We start from the raw sequence: 17,893 nt of genomic DNA, 5'->3' as shown, positions 1-17,893 counted from the left end.
TTTGGGTCAGCCCCTTTTTTATATAATTACCATTAAAATAGCTAAATTGGTGGATCTTTTTTTAAAAAATATGAAGAAGGTCTTATTGACGTGGATTTTAATCTTAACACTAGCTTAACATTTCGATGTTATAATTAGTCGAAATTACACGAGATATGGAGGGCTCAACTTGGGATTGAAATGGGCGAACTACATAAAAAAGACACCAATACATAAGCAGAAATTCACACCGAAAAAGTTAAAAAAGAGAAAGAATACAGAAAAGGAAAAGATACCAGAAACCAGTTCTGTAATGAGTAGAGTTTTTTCAAAATTCAGTTTAAAAGATCGTTTATTGTTTTTATTTATTTTCTTACTGATTGTTTCTATTAATATTGTTGGAATTAGTTCTTACCTAAAGGCAAAAGATACAACGATTGAGACGATTGAAAACCGAATAAGCCGTGAATCAGAAGTGATGGCATACGTTGCTAAGAACTTAAAGTTCTTATATGTGAGTGATGACCTATATTTTATGCAACAATTAGAGATTAGTATTCGTGACCAGCAACGACAGTTAGAATCAGACGGCATCCAATCGGATATATTTTTTTATTCGGAAAATGTAATTAAACCATTTAAAATAAGTAATAAAGCATACATTCCTTTTACTGAGTCTTTTAAAGAAAAAATAGCAAATGGAAAAAATGCTGTTTTTCATCAAACAATTGATGGAAAAGACTATACAATTTCTGTCATAAAAGTGCCAGAGATTAATGGGAAAACGTTTCTTGTGGTTCCAACTGAATCTTATTTAGGTCCAGTAAATGAAATGGCACAATTTATGATTATTGTAATGGCTGTTAGCTTAATTATTTCAACTATCCTTTTAATTATGTTTGTACGAAGTCTAACAAAGCCACTTAATGAGCTTCAAAATGTTATGACTGAGGTGCGTGAGGGAAATCTAAATAAAAAAGCCTTAATTAATACAACAATTCCTGAGCTTCAATCTCTCAAAGTTAGTTTTAATATGATGATTGAACAGATGAGAGTCGTGATAAATGAAATCAATGAAACAACAACAGAGCTAGAAAATACCGGGGAAAATCTGAGCCATTCTTCAGAATATGCTCTTTCTTATAGCCGTCAGCTAATTGAAGCCATTAATGTTGTGAAACAAGGTGCAGAACAAACAGCAAGTAGCTCAGAAAGCAGTGTAAATGGCTTTCAATCAATGAAACATAGAATTGAACTTTTGATTTCAGGGATGGACACAGTTTTTCAGAGCTCTGAAGATATGAATTTATCTGCAAAGCGAGGAGAAAAGAACAACACATATTTAATCAATACCATCCATAGTTTTGAACAAGATTTTGAGCACATGACCTCAACGATTCAACAAGTAAAGAATCATTCCTCTTCAATCACAAATCTTGTAGGTTTAATTAAAGGTGTCGCCGATCAAACGAAATTATTAGCTCTTAATGCTACGATTGAGGCGGCAAGAGCAGGGGAAGCAGGAAAAGGTTTTGCTGTTGTTGCAAATGAGGTACGTAAACTAGCAGAACAATCATCATTGGCAACTGTAGATATCTCAAAATCAATTGCTGAAATGGAAGATGTAACGATTCGGGCTACAAAAGAATTCGATGATATGCTTATGAAAATTAAACGCAACTTAGAAACAGCAAATTCATCAAAAGCATCTTTTGATGAATTAATGGTTGAAATTGAGACGGTGAGTAAGCGACTGCAAGGAATGCAAGGAGAACTTCAAGGCTTAAAATCAGTTCTCCCAGACCTGGAGGAAGGAACGTTAAGCTTTGCATCCATTTCACAAGAAACTCTTGCAAGTTCAGAACAGATGCTTTCAACTAGTGGTGATCAAATACAGCAGATGGAAAGCACCCATGAAATTGGTTTACAATTAAAAGGCTTATCTAATTCATTGTCTAGTATTTCAAAACAATTTAACGTAAACTAAAAAAGACAGATTGTCTAAACACTCATATTTAGGCAATCTGTCTTTTAATTATTCATATTAAATTGTGCGGTTCTATGGGATACCGTTTATTTTGTTTCATCATATATTATTAGAAAAGAGTACTTGAATAATGTAATAAAAGAAGTCTGTATTAGCCACTATTTACTTTAAGGAGGTTCTTTTATGCAAATAATCTATTGGTCCGTTATTAGTTTATTGTTTGTTGTTTCCTTTATTGGACTTATCTATCCAATTATTCCAAGTGTTCTTTTTATTGTTGCGGGATTTTTACTATATGGATGGTTTTTTGAATTTACTGAACTAACATGGTTATTTTGGATTATACAGGGATTCTTTATTGCATTACTATTCGGAGCAGATTATTTAGCAAATCTGTTAGGGGTAAAAAAATTTGGCGGTAGTAAAGCGGCTATTTGGGGAAGTACGATTGGTCTATTAGTTGGACCTTTTATTGTTCCGTTTATCGGTGTAATAATTGGGCCTTTTATAGGCGCTGTAATTGCAGAGTTATTATTTCATAAGAAGGAATTTAAATTAGCTATAAAATCAGGTGTTGGTTCTCTATTAGGATTTATTTCAGGTGTGTTTGCAAAAGGATTCATTCAATTAAGTATGATAGCGTATTTTCTTTTTCAGGTTTTAAGATAGGTTCTTCTATTGTATATAATTTATTACTTGTGAGAAAACTGTTATGTGTTTGAATGCTTTTCAATTGAAAGTACAGGGCAATTTTGGTAACCTTAAACTTGAAAAGCTTACACAGGCTTTTATCACGTACATATATTAAGGAGGAACTAAAAATGGCATACGAATTACCACAATTACCTTATGCTTATGATGCACTAGAACCACATATTGACAAAGAAACAATGAACATTCATCACACAAAACACCACAACACTTACATTACAAATGTAAATGCTGCTTTAGAAGGAAATGCTGATCTAGCAGGTAAGAGTGTTGAAGAATTAGTTTCTAATCTAGACGCTGTACCTGAAGCTATTCGTCCAGCAGTACGTAATAATGGTGGTGGACATGCAAACCACAGTCTATTCTGGACAATCTTATCTCCAAATGGTGGCGGTGAGCCAACTGGTGAACTTGGTGAAGCAATTAATGCTAAATTCGGCAGCTACGACAGCTTTAAAGAAGAGTTTGCTAAAGCGGCAACAACTCGTTTCGGTTCAGGTTGGGCTTGGTTAGTTGTAAACAATGGTCAATTAGAAGTAACAAGCACTCCAAACCAAGACTCTCCTTTAATGGAAGGAAAAACACCGATCCTTGGTTTAGATGTTTGGGAGCATGCTTATTACTTAAACTACCAAAACCGCCGTCCAGATTACATCGCTTCTTTCTGGAATGTAGTAAACTGGGATGAAGTTTCTAAGCGTTTCAGCGCTGCGAAATAATAAGAAGTTAAAGAGAAGGGCTAACAAACTTGTTAGTCCTTTTTTGTATGGCTTTTTCCACTCAACTTACTAATTGCAAGATATATACATAACTACAAACCGATAAGACAAACTATGTACTAGAAGTTGAAGGGGAGTAGTTTTTATGTCAAAAATGAAAAAAATTATCGGTGATGTAGATGTAAGTAAGGATTTGATTTTATTATTAGTAATAGGAGGATTATATTCCCTAAGTATTGCACTTTCTAATACATTTGTGAACGTATACTTATGGAAACAATCCGGAAAGTTTATTGATTTAGCAATTTACAACTTATCAATTGTAGTGATGCAGCCTATAACCTTTATCTTTGCAGGAAGGCTGGCTAAAAAAGTAGATCGTGTAATCGTATTAAGGCTAGGTGTTATTTTTTTAGCTGTATTTTTCTTAAGTGTTCTTATGATTGGAGGATCTGCCGCAAAATTTCTTATCCTTCTAGGAGGTACTTTAGGGATTGGTTATGGTTTCTACTGGCTTGCGTTTAATGTTTTAACATTTGAGATTACTGAACCTGAAACAAGAGATTTCTTTAATGGATTTTTAGGTGTGATGAACTCTACAGCAGGAATGGTTGGTCCTATAGTGGCCGGTTTTGTCATCTCTAGGCTAAAAAACTTTACTGGTTATACGACAATTTTTACAATTTCTCTCTTATTATTCTCAGGCGCTGTAGTACTGAGCTTTTTTTTAAAGAGAAGAAAAGCCGAAGGAGATTATATATTAAGACGAATTTTTCATGAAAGAAAGAATAATAAAAATTGGCGACATATTACAAGAGCGCATTTTTTTCAAGGCTTAAGGGAAGGAACATTTGCTTTTGTCATTGGTGTTTTCGTCTTTATTACAACAGGCAGTGAATTAGCGTTAGGGACTTTCGGTTTAGTCAATTCAGGTGTAGCTTTTATAGGTTATTATCTTGCATCAAGAGTGATAAAGAAAAATAAGCGTAAACGTTTCATTTTGATAGGTGGAACTTTACTATATTTCTCAATTTATTTAATTTTGTTTGATTTGACTTATCAAAAGCTACTTATATATGCTGTACTCATTGCTATTGGGTATCCGATGTTGCTCGTTCCATATATGTCATTAACATTTGATGTGATTGGAAAGGCGTGGAGCGCTGCAAAAGCAAGAATAGAGTACATTGTAGTAAAAGAGATTTTTCTAAACGCAGGAAGAATTGTATCAATACTAGGGTTTATCATTGCTATTTCTTTCTTTGATGAAAAACAAAGTATTCCTGTTTTACTTGCCATTATTGGAGCAGGTCACTTCGTAATATACTTTTTTGTGAAAAATGTGCAACTAGAAGAAAGCGAAGAAAGCATAGATCAAACTAGTCGAAAACCAGTTCTAAAGAACAATCTTGTTGATGGTGATAGTAGTGGGTAAATTTGGTTCGTAATATTATGTATGTAACAATTTCCTTGTATAAAAATAAAAATTGAATATTGTTTTAATAACCCTAATACCCATCCTTACACAAAATATGACAAACTCCATCACAAATTTACAAAACCTTTACATTCAGTTAAAACGTTATTAATACTAGAGCGTTATTCTAATACTCGTAGGACAAAACAAAAAACACTCTTTAGGGGGAAATTGGCAATGAAAAGCTTTAAAAACCTGGCATTACTTATCGTAATGGGAATCTTAGTTGTATTCGCAGCTGCTTGTGGTGGCGGAGAAACTACAAAAGAAACTAACACTGGTAACGGAGAAGCTACTGAAGAAGAAGCAACTTTAGAAGGTAGCGTTGTAATTGATGGTTCTGGTACTGTATATCCTTTCATGGCAAGAATGGCTGAAAACTATATGGGTGAAAATGAAGAAGTTTCTGTTGAAGTAAGTCGTGCGGGTACTTCTGCTGGTTTTGAAAAGTTTCTTGTAGCTGAAAACGGAACTGATTTCAATGATGCATCTCGTCATATTAAAGAAGAAGAAACAGCTAAAGCTGAAGAGCTTGGTATTGAAGTTAAAGAATTCCAAGTTGCTCTTGATGGTTTAACATTTGTTATCAACAAAGAAAATGATTGGGCAACTGAAATGACTCAAGAAGAAGTTGTTAAAATCTTCCTTGCTGAAGGTGGAGTAACAAAATGGTCTGATATTAACCCAGAATGGCCAGCTGAAGAAATCAAGCCTATGGGTCCTAACGAAAACCATGGTACTAACGAGTTCATGTTTGAAACGATTATGGAAGAAAAAGATTTCGTTGATAGTGTAAACCTACAACAAGAATATTCTACTCTTGTAGATCTTGTTTCAAAAGATAAAAATGCAATTGCATTCTTTGGATATGGATACTACGATAGCAATAAAGATAAATTAAACGCAGTTTCTGTAGACTTTGGTAACGGTCCTGTTGCTCCAAGCTTAGATACAATCGGTTTAGATGATGAAGCTGGATACAAAGCATTTACTCGTCCAGTATTCACATACCTAAATGTTGATATGGCAAAAGAAAAGCCACAAGTTCTTGATTATGCAATCTACACTATGGAAAATGCTCAAGATGTAGCTGCTGAAACTGGATTTGCTCCATTAAAAGATGAAGTAATTCAAGAATCAATCAGCTTCTTAGAAGGATTAAAATAATCATCCTCGAAGTTTTCCTAACTGTAAGAAGATGAGAAGTTTTAGCTTCTCATCTTCTTATGTATTTTCTTCTATTAAAACTATCTACAATAAAATTTCACCTTACATAATATGTGGAGGATGGAAGGGGTTTTCGATCTTGGATAATAAAGAGAGCATCCGTGACATGATTGAAAAAAAGAGAAGCACGACAAATTTAACTTCAGTCACAGAAAAGTTCATGCCTAAATTTTTATTAGCAATTGCAACAATATCAATACTGACAACAATTGGTATAGTTGTTACTCTATTAACTGAAACAATTAACTTTTTTAGAGATGTTCCATTTTTAGACTTTTATACTGGAACAATTTTAAAGCCATTAGGTGATGATGCAGTATTTGGTGTACTTCCATTATTATTGGGAACTCTCTATTCAACAGTTATTGCCATGATAGTGGCTATTCCAGTTGGTTTAATGGCAGCTGTATTCTTGAGTGAATATGCTTCAGATAAAGTTCGAAGAATTTTAAAGCCTATATTAGAAATTCTTGCAGGTATTCCTACAATCGTATATGGTTTTTTTGCTTACACCTTTGTAACACCTTTATTAAGATCATTTATACCGGCTCTAGAACCAACTAATATTTTAAGCCCTGGTATAGTGATGGGTATTATGATCATTCCAATGGTAGCTTCACTCTCTGAAGATGCGATGAGTTCTGTACCAAACACAATGAGAGAAGGTGCTCTTGCCCTTGGTTCGACAAAACTTGAGGTAACTTGGAAAGTTGTCATTCCAGCTGCTATATCTGGTATAATCGCCTCGTTTGTATTAGGAATTTCTCGTGCGATTGGTGAAACTATGATCGTCGCAATTGCAAGTGGAAGTAACAAGGACTTTACCTTTGATCTAACACAATCCATGCAGACAATGACTGCTTATATCGTTGAAGTAACTGGTGGGGAAGCTCCTGCAGGCTCAACTATTTATTACAGTTTATACGCTGTTGCTATGACATTATTTGTTTTTACTCTTATAATGAACCTAGTTGCTCAGTATATTTCTCGTAAATATAGGGAGGAATATTAAGATGAAATATGTAGATGTTGAACAGGTACAGAAAAAAATGGGATCGCGATTGTTTGCAAATAACCTTGCGAACGTTGTTTTTCTATTAGCTACCCTATTTGGATTAGTCGTATTGTTAACATTAATCTATCGTGTATATTCAGATAGTATTGGATGGATTGACTTTCAATTTATTACGAATAAACTTTCAACAGATGCAGAACGAGCAGGTATTATGGGTGCGATCATGGGTACTTTATGGTTAATGGTCGTTGTTGCACCTGTTACAATGTTTTTAGGAGTCGGAACTGCAATCTACCTAGAGGAATATGCGAAAAACGGGAAATTAAAATCTATTATTCAAACTAATATTTCTAACTTAGCTGGTGTCCCATCGGTCGTATTCGGTATATTAGGATTGACTGTATTTGTACGAAGCTTTGGATTAGGGAATATTGTTCTTGCTGGTGGTCTAACAATGTCTTTATTAGTACTTCCAATTGTTGTTGTTGCAAGTCAGGAAGCGATTCGTGCTGTTCCACAATACCTTAGAGAAGCTTCTTATGGAATGGGAGCTACTAAATGGCAAACCATAAAAAATATCGTTTTACCTGCAGCCATTCCAGGGGTGTTAACTGGTCTAATACTTTCTCTCTCCAGAGCAATAGGTGAAACAGCACCTCTAGTTGTTATAGGTATTCCGGCTTTGTTAATTCCACTTCCAGATGGAATTTTTGATAAATTTACAATTTTACCTATGCAAATTTATTATTGGACTGTTGACTCTGCTCTTGTTGCTGAATATGCAAACCTTGCTGCAGCTACAATCGTTATACTCTTAATCGTATTATTCTTAATGAATTCAATTGCAATCATTATTAGAAATAAGTTTCAAAATAGATTTTAATTTCTTGGGGGTTTTCAAACTATGGCAGTTTTATCTGATAGTGAAAAGAACAATGTAACGACTATTGAAAGATCAGAGAAGTCAGTGGATAAAAAGAGTGTTGTATATGATACAAAAGATTTAAATTTATGGTACGGTGGAGATCAGGCATTAAAGAACATTAACCTTTCTATACATGAAAATGAAGTAACTGCAATCATTGGACCTTCTGGTTGTGGGAAATCGACATTTATTAAAACATTAAACAGAATGGTTGAATTAATACCTGTTGTTCGTATATCAGGAGATATCAGATATAGAGAAAAAAGTATCCTTGATAAGAGTTATAAGGTTGAAGATTTAAGAACAAGAGTTGGTATGGTTTTCCAAAAACCTAATCCATTCCCTAAATCAATTTATGATAACATCGCTTACGGACCTAGAATTCACGGTATAAAAGATAAACGTATTTTAGATGAAATTGTTGAGAGAAGTTTACGTGGGGCTGCAATTTGGTCTGAAGTGAAGGATCGATTAAAAGAAAATGCATATGGTCTTTCTGGGGGACAACAACAGCGTTTATGTATTGCTCGCTGCCTAGCAATTGAGCCTGATGTTATCTTAATGGATGAACCAACTTCAGCGCTTGATCCGATTTCAACTCTTAAGGTAGAGGAATTAATTCAAGATTTAAAGAAAGATTATAGCATTATCATAGTAACTCACAACATGCAACAAGCTGCTCGTATTTCAGATAAAACAGCGTTCTTCTTAAACGGAGAAGTTGTAGAGTTTGATGCGACGGATAAAATCTTTTCAAATCCTGTTGATAAGAGAACTGAAGATTATATTACAGGTCGATTCGGTTAATAAAAAAAGTCGTGCATTTCCAAAAGTGCACGACTTTTTTTATCTATAAACTTATATTAGTGTTATAAAGCATTGTTTTGGGGAATATATAACTGTATTTACATAGGAGGTAATCATTATGAGTATAAGAGAAAGATTCGAGATTGATTTAAAAAACTTAAGAGATAAATTAATTGAAATAGGAAGTATTACTGAAATTGCACTTAATAAGTCAATTGATGCATTAGAAAAACAAAATATTGATGAAGCTCTTCAAATTATTGAGGATGATTATAGAGTGGACGACCTTGATGAAGAAATTAATGATTTAGCAATTCTTTTAATTGCTAAACAACAGCCTGTTGCAACAGATTTAAGAAGAGTTATTGTTGCAATTAAAATTTCAAGTGATATTGAAAGAATGGCTGATTTTGCAGTAAACATAGCTAAGTCAACAATTAGAATCGGTGATGAACCTCTTGTTAAACCAATTAAACATATTAGAAAGATGCATGAAATTGCTACAAAAATGCTCTCATTATCGATAAAGGCTTTTAATGAAGAAGACCTTGTATTAGCAAAAGAAGTGGCTGATATGGACGATCAGGTTGATGAATTATATGGAGAAACAATTCGAGATATATTAGATCTCATGTCATCTAAAAAAGATAGCTATCAGCAACTTACTCAGCTTATGTTCATTTGTCGCTATATTGAAAGAACAGCAGATCATGCAACAAATATTTCTGAGAGTATTATGTACTTGATTAAAGGACAGAGATACGATTTGAATTCATAAGTAAATAAAAAACAGCTAAGAATAAGAATCTTAGCTGTTTTACGTTACCTAGTAATTGCTTCTGCAAGTTGCTGGAACGTCATTCCTTTTTGGACTTCAAACGTGCCAAGCTGGACTCTTGTATGAAAGTTGTTTTTGATTAAATATTGATCAAATTCGAAAGATGAGGCAATTATGGCATTTTGTTCTAGAAGATCAGAAACTTCACTAGTTGTCATGCCTTCCTTAATCGTAATATTATACTTTATTACTTCTTCTTTCTTTTCTTCAGCTTCTTTAGGTTGTTCAGTTTCTTTAGCCGTCTCAGTTTGTTGTTGATTTTGAGAGTCCTCTTGTACTACTTCTTCTTTTTTTAGTGCTAAAAGCTCTTCATACTCTTCAGATGTGATGGAAACTTGTCCATTGCTTTTAAGAAATTGGCTGACTTGTTTTTCTGTTACTTCTTTTTTCTCACTATCAGCAGTTGCAGATTGATGATCTGAAAGAAGATAGGTTCCGCCAAGAACAGAAGTTGCAACAATCATGCCTGCTGCAAATGCTTGAAAGCCTAATTTACTCATGTTAATGCCCTCTCATTCTGTTCCACAATTGAGCGAATTTCTTCAACAGAAGAAGCTTCTGATAAAGCGATAGCTTCAAGTGACATACCTTGGCGATACTTTGCTAATATACGTTTAGGGTTTGCGCCCTCATCCTCTTGATAAGGTTTTGCTTGTTCTTTTAAAGGAACATCATTTTGTAATAATTCTTCTTCTACAATGCGCATTTTCTTTTTCAATTTATAAATTTCTTGCATTGCAGATAATTGTAAATGGTCTAATTCTTGTTCTAGTTCTTTAACATTGTCACGTTGGAAAAAAGATAATCCAATTAAAGCAATGCTTATAATAAATAAAATAATAATCACAATTGTCATCAATTTCACCTTCTTTGATTATTTCCCTTTACCTTTATATCATAATTTTTCATTGTAAAGAAGGGATATTTTGAGGAAAATGTAGTTTTTTGACGATATTTCTTTAAAAAAGCAAAGTTTGAATACATTTCGCACATGGTATGATAAATGGAGTATGAAAATAAGAGAGGAATCTTTATGGAAACATATCATCTTCTTAATCACCAACATATTATTCGAAATCAATCGCCGGTTTGTGTCGATACTATAGAAATTTTCACTTATCCAGACGTTGTACTCGTTTCCTGGAAACTAGTTTCTTCTACTAAGATAGCAGTTTCCTCGTTACTTGGAGAAGATTTTAATGATTTATTAGTAAGAGTTATTCTTTGTCGGCAGAATCAATTCAAAGAAGAATTTTCATTTAACGTAGATAAATGCAGTGGTGTTTTAGAAGTTCGAGATCTTGAGACTGCTATATACTCTTGTGACCTCGTCGTAAGCAATTCTAAAAACGAATCTATAGTCATTAAAAGCTCTACTAAAAAAGAGTACCATAATCATAACAGAATAAAGAATCAGCTTAACTGGAGAAAAGTAGTTGAAATGAAGGAGAGCGAGACGTGGGTGCCAATGTTCTCAGCATATACAGAATATGATGAAGAGTGATCGAACAATTTTAGTTTTAACACCTGAATTTGAAGAACATCTAGTTGGGGGACTTGGCAGGCATGTAAATGATTTCGTGGAGGAAGGGATTAAACATAATCTTACATTTATTATCTTAACGCCTTCCAAAAGTAACAAAGAACGTTATATAAAGAAGGAAAATGTTCACATCTTTCACTTGCTGCCATGGAAACAAAACTCGTCAGATTTGTTCGATTTTATTCGGAACATTAATTTTCGGTTTAGTCAATTTGTTCTTCAGGAGCTGCACATTTCATTTGATCTTATTCACGTACATGATTGGATGTTTTCAGCATCAGCTTGTCAAATTAAGGAGGATTTACATAAACCATTAATTACGACGATTCATTCTACTGAACATGAACGAAAACAATTTAATAATGGAATAGAGCTTTCCAAAATAACCAAATATGAGGAACAGCTTATTGAAGCTTCAGATCAGCTAATCGTTTGCAGTCTGTATATGAAAAATATAATAGAAAACAGAGCAGTAAAACGAGAAATTCAAATAGAGGTAATACCAAATGGTGTTATTATCGAAAACTATCAAAAAATGCTAGAGTCTTCACAAGCACTACAAAAGTTTTCTTTTATCAATTCTCCTTTTTTGTTTTCGATGGGAAGATTAGTAAAAGAAAAAGGATTTCACCTTCTCCTTGAGGCCTTCTCGATGATACATAAAGAGTATTCTGAATTAAACCTTGTTATAGCTGGTGAAGGACCTTATGAAGAACATTTAAAACAAATGGCAACAATTCTTCAAATCAAGAGCAACGTTTTTTTTACAGGTTTTGTGAAAGATGAGGAACGTAATACATTACTTAGCAATTGCCAAGCACTTATTGTACCAAGCTTATATGAGCCATTTGGGATCGTTGCTTTAGAAGGAATGGTTTTGCATAAACCAATCATCTCATTTCAAGTTGGAGGCCTAGAAGAAGTGTTGTTACATGACCGTGGCATGTTAACTGCACAAATTAACAGCAAAAGTTTAGCAGAAACGATACTTTTTATTCTCTCACATCCTAAGCAGGCCGATGAGATAGCTCATACTGGATATTTTGCTATCATAAAGGAGTATCAGTGGTCAATTCTTATAAAAAATTTAATTTCTATCTATAAAAAGCCTGAATTTCTACAATATCTTTAAAATATAATGAAATAGATGTGGAATTTGTCAAATAAAAATGCTATTATATTAAAGTCTGATTTGTTTTATAGTTTTTTATGTTTGGAGGGAAAGAAACATGCGTGTGAATATTACATTAGCTTGCACTGATTGTGGCGAACGTAACTATATTTCTAAAAAGAATAAACGTAATAATCCAGATCGTCTTGAACTTAAGAAATATTGTTCAAGAGAGAAAAAAATGACAGTACACCGTGAAACAAAGTAAGCAGTAGGATTTTTTATCCTACTGTTTTTTTTATGCGTTATTACAGTATAAATTAGTAGCACAGGAGACTGCTCGACGTAGTATTTAATTTGCAACTAACACTTCTTTCTTCACCTTTTAATTTCGCCAGTCAGCGAGTTTTCTAATATGCTACTATAAACAAAAGGAGGGATATTCTTGAAGAAAAAGGAAATTAGAAGCATTATGCTAAAACAACTTACCGAACTCAGTGATAAAGAATACCAACAGCTTTCAAACGAAATACATAAGCATTTATTTTCTTTCTCAAAATGGAATAAGGCAAATACAGTAGCTGTTACAGTTTCTAGAGGCAGAGAAGTTGATACTTTTCCGATTATAAAACAAGCGTGGACTGAAAAGAAAACAGTTGTTGTTCCAAAATGCGATCCAGCTACCAATACGATGGAATTTAGAAGCATTACCTCTTTTGATCAGCTTGAGAAGGTCTTTTACGGATTAAAAGAACCCATCATGTCAGAAACATCAGCTGTAAAAAACTCTGTAATTGATCTTATCCTTGTCCCAGGTATTTGTTTTGATAAAAATGGTTATCGAATAGGTTTTGGTGGGGGATATTATGATCGATATCTTGCGGATTATAAAAATGATACTGTTTCATTAGCTTTTTCTTGTCAAGTAACTGACGAAGTACCTAGAGAAGCACATGATGTTCCTGTATCCACCCTTATTACTGAGCAAGGAGTTATTAAGTAAGATGCTTTTAGGATTACTATTTATATTGTTCCTCTCTTATAGGGCTTGGAAAATGAGGTCATTGTCGATAAGCGGAATGATTGGTGCTTTTTTGGTAGGGTCAGCTATTTTTTTAGGATTTACTTGGAAAGGTTTATTTTTATTGGGCTGTTTCTTTGTAAGTTCAAGCCTGTTAAGTAAGGTTAAAGCTAAGCAAAAATCTTTTTTACAGGATATCCTTTCTAAAGGAGATCAAAGAGATATCATGCAGGTGGCAGCAAATGGAGGCTTACCAGCAATTATTGCGGTTGTTTATTATTTCCAAGGTACAAACGATACACTGTACATCACATTGTTTCCCTTTCATTAGCGGCTGCAAATTCAGATACATGGGCTTCGGAAATAGGTACATTAAGTAAAGGACGTCCAAGGATGTTGTTTACTCTAAAACAAGTGGAGAGGGGTACATCTGGTGCTGTTTCTCTGCTAGGTTCTTTTGCTGGTTTGGTTGGGGCATTCTTTATTAGTATCATGTCAGGTTTCGTATTTTCTTTATCTATACTAGACGTTTTAATAATGACCCTGTTTGGTTTCCTTGGAAATATTTTTGACACTGTTCTAGGGCAAACTGTTCAAATAAAATACAAATGTACTGTTTGTCAAAAGGTAACTGAAAAAAGAATTCATTGTTCGAAAATCGGGAGAAAATCTAATCACTATGCTTTTATGAACAATGATGCCGTTAATTTTACAGCAATTGTATTGACAACGTGCCTAGCTTTTCTAATTTTCACTTAAATATCTCAATTGAAAGGATTTGACATAATGGCTGTGCATGTTAATCGTGTTGTTCTTATTGGCACTGGTTTAGTTGGATCTAGTTATGCCTTTGCGATGCTGAATCAAGGAGTTTCAGAAGAGCTTGTTTTAATTGATTTAAATAAGGAGAAATCAGAAGGAGATGTAATGGACCTTAACCATGGTCTTGCGTTTGCTCCCAGTTCAACACGTATTTGGTTTGGGGATTATGAGGATTGTAAAGATGCTGACATTGTTGTTTTATGTGCTGGTGCGAATCAAAAGCCGGGCGAAACCAGATTGGATTTAGTTGATAAGAATTTGAAAATCTTTAAAAACATTGTAAAAAACGTTATGGACAATGAGTTTAACGGTATTTTTATTGTAGCGACAAATCCAGTTGATATTTTATCATATGCTGTTTGGAAATACTCGGGTCTACATCAGAGTCAGGTAATTGGATCAGGGACAATTCTTGACACAGCCAGGTTTAGATATTTATTGGCTGAACACTTTGATGTGGACACCCGTAATGTGCATGCCTATATCATTGGTGAACATGGAGATACAGAGCTTCCTGTATGGAGTCATGCAGATATAGGAGGTATGCCAATCTTAGATACGGTAACAGACCAAGAGGTCCTTGATCACCTCTTTGTTAGTGTAAGGGATGCGGCTTATCAAATTATTGAACGTAAAGGTGCTACCTATTATGGAATAGCAATGGGGCTTGTTCGATTAACAAAAGCCATTATTCATAATGAAAATTCTATTTTAACCGTTTCTTGTTTCTTGAATGGAGAATACGGAGAAAAAGATGTTTACATAGGTGTACCAGCAATTGTAAACAGTAAAGGAATTAAAAAGGTTTTGGATTTAAAGCTTAATGAAAAAGAAACGAAACAATTCAAACACTCAGTTAGTGTATTAAAGGAAACAATGTTACCTTTTTTTAAAGGATAAAATCGGCCGTTCCTACTAATGATAAAGTGTAGGAGGGATGATCATGAGACGATTACTTATGCTTGCGGCAGGTTCATTTGCTGTTTATCGTTATCGATATCGCATTGTAAATTTTGTATTAGGTCAACCGCAATTGCGTAGATATTTTATTAATTTATCGATGAGAATACCATTTATTAGAGATCGTTTTGTTAATCGTGCTTTCCATTAATTTTATAAGAAGAACAATTTTTAGAAATCAAAACGTAATAAAAAATCCATCATAAAAGCTGACTTTCTTGTGAACTGTCAGCTTTTTTTCATCTGTAAAGGCAGAATCTTTCTTTTCTTTTTTATGTATTGATATAATAAAGAAAACTAAAGCGGAGCGGATTAAAATGGTCTTAGAACAGGATTACGTCTACTGGTCGTTTATTGAACAACTAGTTATTGAGCATAAGTATACAATCTTAGCTATCTCCCAAGATGGAAATGAGGTTATGCTCGAACCTTTTAGAAAGAAACAGTTTTCAATTATTAGGGTAAAGAGAACTGATGTTGATTGGGGTAATACACTTGCTATTGATATTGAACAAGCCGGTCGAAAATTTGAGCAGCTTTTAAAAACAGGGGTTAGAGGTCCTTTGACGGTTTTAAATATCTATTTTTCTAGCTTGCCGCCTGTAGATGATTATCCTGAAGTGTTTTTAAAGGGCTATAGTGGTGGAAGAAAGGGCAGCATTGACATTACCTCAATGATCCTTGTGAAAGCTGAACTGAAACCAGGATTAGATAAGTTGTCAGATACTCTACATCTTCCTTTAGACACCGTAAAAGATTTTGATTCTCCCGATGTGTCTGAATCTCAGCTTCATGAAATTAGGACACGAGTTATTTCTCATCAAAATAAACTAAGAGAGGAAGAAAAAAGGCTCTTTCAAAATGGCAAACCTTTCTTTACTAATATCTTTCTAGGCATTCAAATTCTTATGTTTCTTGTGCTTGAGCTTTTTGGAGGAAGTACAGATACGAATACACTTATTCAGTTCGGAGCTAAATTTAATCCGCTTATTTACGATGGAGAATGGTGGAGGTTTATAACACCTGTTTTTCTACATATCGGGTTTCTTCATCTGCTTATGAATAGCTTTGCTCTCTTTTATATTGGGCCGGCAGTTGAAAGGGCTTATGGAAGAGGAAAATTTTTATTCATTTATCTTGTAGCAGGGGTTTCTGGTTCAATTGTCAGCTTTGCCTTCAGTCCATTTCTGTCCGCTGGAGCTTCGGGAGCTATTTTTGGCTGCTTTGGTGCTCTACTATTTATTGGTGTCTATAATCGAAAAGTGTTTTTCCGAACGATGGGCTCAAATATTTTAGTGGTTGTTGGTATTAACCTGGCGCTGGGATTTGTAATCCCTAATATAGACAATGCAGGGCATATAGGAGGGTTAATAGGCGGATTTCTCGCTGCAAGCATCGTTCAGCTGCCCAACCAAAAAAAATGGTTTCTTAGAGTTGGCGGACTTATCATAACAATCGCATTGTTAATAGGGTTATTCTTGTACGGAATGGACCAATCACAAGCACAATATAGTGAGTATAGAGCGATGAAGGGGCAGGAGCTTATTCAAAATGAAGAGTTTGAAGAAGCTTACACATATTTACAAGAAGCCATTTCAAGTGATCAGACTTCAAATGATATCTTGTTTTTATTATCTGTAGCTGCCATTCAATTGGAAAAATACGATGAAGCGGCGGAACACCTGCAACAAGTCATTTCAAATGATGACAGCTACCACCAAGCACATTTTAATTTAGCAGTATTATACGCTAACCAAAATAAATTGGATTTAGCGCTAGAACAAGTGTCAAAAGCTCTAGAATATGATCCGAACAATGAAAATTACAAAGCTTTTCAGAATGAGCTTTCTCCTTAACTTTTAATGTTTTGAATAAATTTAAAAGGAGTACCGTCTTCTGCTTGAATTAGTACTAAAATATGTGAATAATCTTTTGCAAATAGAAGGAGAGGCATTGCACTACCAATTGGTTCAATGACCTTACCTTCTTTTGTTTTTAAACCTAAGAAGTAGTTTTTATATAAACCCTCCCAAAGACTTCCGATGACTTCTTGTGTTTTTGCCTTAGAAAGACCTAAAAGAGGTTCAGTGTTATATCTAGCAAGCTCCGTTAATGGAATAGCCTCGTACTCATTTTTATTTATCTGATAATGATTTATTAAATGATTCCAGCTATATTCAAGGTGTTGTGCCTTTACTTTGTCTAAAATATCTTTCCACTCAAGTTCTTCCTCTGTTTGTGCGTTCTTAAATGAAAAAGCATTTGTGAATTCCGAATCTATGACATATAAATGATCACTTGTCATCTGCTGTGTACTACGGATTTGATCATCTTCCAAATGGATCTCTCCATAATGAAGACTAATGGCTTCATAATGGCTACTGTCTTCACCATTTACCTTTTTAAACTGTGCTAGCTTTTGGCTTTGGTCTTCCCACTCTGATAATGTATCAATTAATTTACCATCAGAGAAAAGAAGAGATAAATCTTGTCTAAGAAAAATGACTTTGTCTGTAAACGAGGTAACATCCCATTCAATGACATACTCATCATCATCCATATTTTCAACAAATTCAAGTGAAGTTGAAGCTGTTGTAAAAGCTACAGAATCGGTAATGGGAAAAAAGATGATGCTCTCACGAACACGTTGACCATGTGAGAAATAAAGAATACCAGACGTTATAAGGGCAAGAATGATGACAATCATCCATTTTGTTTTCATTTTATCAACTCCGAGAAGGACAGGTTGCT

Annotated in this window: 21 protein-coding genes; 18 read left to right on the top strand and 3 right to left on the bottom strand. The window is 34.2% G+C overall.

All coding sequences use genetic code 11. The features are described 5' to 3' along the window. Window positions 1–292: 292 nt before the first annotated feature. The 9 genes from COD11_RS24770 to phoU all read left to right on the top strand — a co-directional run bounded on the left by COD11_RS24770 (window position 293) and on the right by phoU (window position 9,625). Complete coding sequence (locus COD11_RS24770; RefSeq protein WP_098799560.1) at window positions 293–1,966, top strand: methyl-accepting chemotaxis protein; 1,674 nt, start codon at window positions 293–295, stop codon at window positions 1,964–1,966. A 183-nt stretch (window positions 1,967–2,149) separates the two neighbouring features. Next, on the top strand, window positions 2,150–2,635 hold the full coding sequence (locus COD11_RS24765) for a DUF456 domain-containing protein (RefSeq protein WP_098799557.1): 486 nt from the start codon (window positions 2,150–2,152) through the stop codon (window positions 2,633–2,635). Between the two features lie 152 nt (window positions 2,636–2,787). After that, the gene (gene sodA / locus COD11_RS24760; RefSeq protein WP_098799556.1) at window positions 2,788–3,396 is read left to right on the top strand and encodes a superoxide dismutase SodA; all 609 of its coding nucleotides are present in this window, start codon (window positions 2,788–2,790) and stop codon (window positions 3,394–3,396) included. Between the two features lie 145 nt (window positions 3,397–3,541). Next, window positions 3,542–4,831 (top strand): MFS transporter, encoded by a 1,290-nt coding sequence (locus COD11_RS24755; RefSeq protein WP_098799555.1) that lies wholly within the window; start codon window positions 3,542–3,544, stop codon window positions 4,829–4,831. 219 nt (window positions 4,832–5,050) lie between these two features. Further along, the gene (locus COD11_RS24750; protein WP_098799554.1) at window positions 5,051–6,040 is read left to right on the top strand and encodes a PstS family phosphate ABC transporter substrate-binding protein; all 990 of its coding nucleotides are present in this window, start codon (window positions 5,051–5,053) and stop codon (window positions 6,038–6,040) included. Between the two features lie 166 nt (window positions 6,041–6,206). Beyond that, window positions 6,207–7,112, top strand: a complete 906-nt coding sequence (gene pstC / locus COD11_RS24745) for a phosphate ABC transporter permease subunit PstC (protein ID WP_098799559.1) — start codon at window positions 6,207–6,209, stop codon at window positions 7,110–7,112. 1 nt (window position 7,113) lies between these two features. After that, the gene (gene pstA, locus COD11_RS24740; protein WP_098799553.1) at window positions 7,114–7,998 is read left to right on the top strand and encodes a phosphate ABC transporter permease PstA; all 885 of its coding nucleotides are present in this window, start codon (window positions 7,114–7,116) and stop codon (window positions 7,996–7,998) included. A 21-nt stretch (window positions 7,999–8,019) separates the two neighbouring features. Then, window positions 8,020–8,847, top strand: coding sequence for a phosphate ABC transporter ATP-binding protein PstB (pstB, locus tag COD11_RS24735; RefSeq protein ID WP_098799552.1), 828 nt, complete (start codon window positions 8,020–8,022; stop codon window positions 8,845–8,847). Between the two features lie 118 nt (window positions 8,848–8,965). After that, complete coding sequence (gene phoU, locus COD11_RS24730; protein WP_098799551.1) at window positions 8,966–9,625, top strand: phosphate signaling complex protein PhoU; 660 nt, start codon at window positions 8,966–8,968, stop codon at window positions 9,623–9,625. A 44-nt stretch (window positions 9,626–9,669) separates the two neighbouring features. Here the strand turns inward: phoU and COD11_RS24725 are convergent, their stop codons facing one another. Beyond that, on the bottom strand, window positions 9,670–10,185 hold the full coding sequence (locus COD11_RS24725; RefSeq protein WP_098799550.1) for an endolytic transglycosylase MltG: 516 nt from the start codon (window positions 10,183–10,185) through the stop codon (window positions 9,670–9,672). Further along, window positions 10,182–10,541 carry a hypothetical protein gene (locus COD11_RS24720; protein ID WP_098799549.1) on the bottom strand — a complete coding sequence of 120 codons (360 nt, stop codon included), beginning with the start codon at window positions 10,539–10,541 and terminating at the stop codon, window positions 10,182–10,184. The genes COD11_RS24725 and COD11_RS24720 overlap by 4 nt, the downstream gene beginning before the upstream one ends. A 177-nt stretch (window positions 10,542–10,718) precedes the next feature. Here COD11_RS24720 and COD11_RS24715 point away from each other — a divergent pair, with 177 nt between their 5' ends. The 9 genes from COD11_RS24715 (at window position 10,719) to COD11_RS24675 (ending at window position 16,998) form a co-directional block, all read left to right on the top strand. After that, the gene (locus COD11_RS24715) at window positions 10,719–11,189 is read left to right on the top strand and encodes a hypothetical protein (protein WP_098799548.1); all 471 of its coding nucleotides are present in this window, start codon (window positions 10,719–10,721) and stop codon (window positions 11,187–11,189) included. Beyond that, window positions 11,176–12,360 (top strand): glycosyltransferase family 4 protein, encoded by a 1,185-nt coding sequence (locus COD11_RS24710; protein WP_098799547.1) that lies wholly within the window; start codon window positions 11,176–11,178, stop codon window positions 12,358–12,360. The genes COD11_RS24715 and COD11_RS24710 overlap by 14 nt, the downstream gene beginning before the upstream one ends. A 97-nt stretch (window positions 12,361–12,457) precedes the next feature. Then, window positions 12,458–12,607 carry a 50S ribosomal protein L33 gene (gene rpmG, locus COD11_RS24705; protein WP_026558749.1) on the top strand — a complete coding sequence of 50 codons (150 nt, stop codon included), beginning with the start codon at window positions 12,458–12,460 and terminating at the stop codon, window positions 12,605–12,607. 177 nt (window positions 12,608–12,784) lie between these two features. Then, window positions 12,785–13,342 (top strand): 5-formyltetrahydrofolate cyclo-ligase, encoded by a 558-nt coding sequence (locus COD11_RS24700; RefSeq protein ID WP_255301703.1) that lies wholly within the window; start codon window positions 12,785–12,787, stop codon window positions 13,340–13,342. After that, entirely contained in the window at window positions 13,293–13,691 is a 399-nt protein-coding gene (locus tag COD11_RS24695; protein WP_098799546.1) for a DUF92 domain-containing protein, read from the top strand. Before COD11_RS24700 ends, COD11_RS24695 begins: the two co-directional genes overlap by 50 nt. Beyond that, window positions 13,673–14,119 (top strand): DUF92 domain-containing protein, encoded by a 447-nt coding sequence (locus COD11_RS24690; protein ID WP_098799545.1) that lies wholly within the window; start codon window positions 13,673–13,675, stop codon window positions 14,117–14,119. The genes COD11_RS24695 and COD11_RS24690 overlap by 19 nt, the downstream gene beginning before the upstream one ends. Window positions 14,120–14,146: 27 nt before the next feature. Continuing rightward, window positions 14,147–15,082 carry an L-lactate dehydrogenase gene (locus COD11_RS24685; RefSeq protein ID WP_098799544.1) on the top strand — a complete coding sequence of 312 codons (936 nt, stop codon included), beginning with the start codon at window positions 14,147–14,149 and terminating at the stop codon, window positions 15,080–15,082. Between the two features lie 43 nt (window positions 15,083–15,125). Then, window positions 15,126–15,293 carry a hypothetical protein gene (locus COD11_RS27150; protein WP_098799543.1) on the top strand — a complete coding sequence of 56 codons (168 nt, stop codon included), beginning with the start codon at window positions 15,126–15,128 and terminating at the stop codon, window positions 15,291–15,293. Between the two features lie 166 nt (window positions 15,294–15,459). After that, window positions 15,460–16,998, top strand: a complete 1,539-nt coding sequence (locus COD11_RS24675; RefSeq protein ID WP_098799542.1) for a rhomboid family protein — start codon at window positions 15,460–15,462, stop codon at window positions 16,996–16,998. Here the strand turns inward: COD11_RS24675 and COD11_RS24670 are convergent. Beyond that, window positions 16,995–17,864 (bottom strand): hypothetical protein, encoded by an 870-nt coding sequence (locus COD11_RS24670; RefSeq protein WP_098799541.1) that lies wholly within the window; start codon window positions 17,862–17,864, stop codon window positions 16,995–16,997. The genes COD11_RS24675 and COD11_RS24670 overlap by 4 nt on opposite strands. Window positions 17,865–17,893: the final 29 nt, after the last annotated feature.

Origin of the sequence: Bacillus sp. AFS040349, assembly GCF_002577655.1 — a bacterium.
Lineage (GTDB): Bacteria > Bacillota > Bacilli > Bacillales > Bacillaceae > Metabacillus.
The sequence above is the reverse complement of the archived record's forward strand: the minus strand, read 5'-3'. Positions and strand labels throughout refer to the sequence as shown.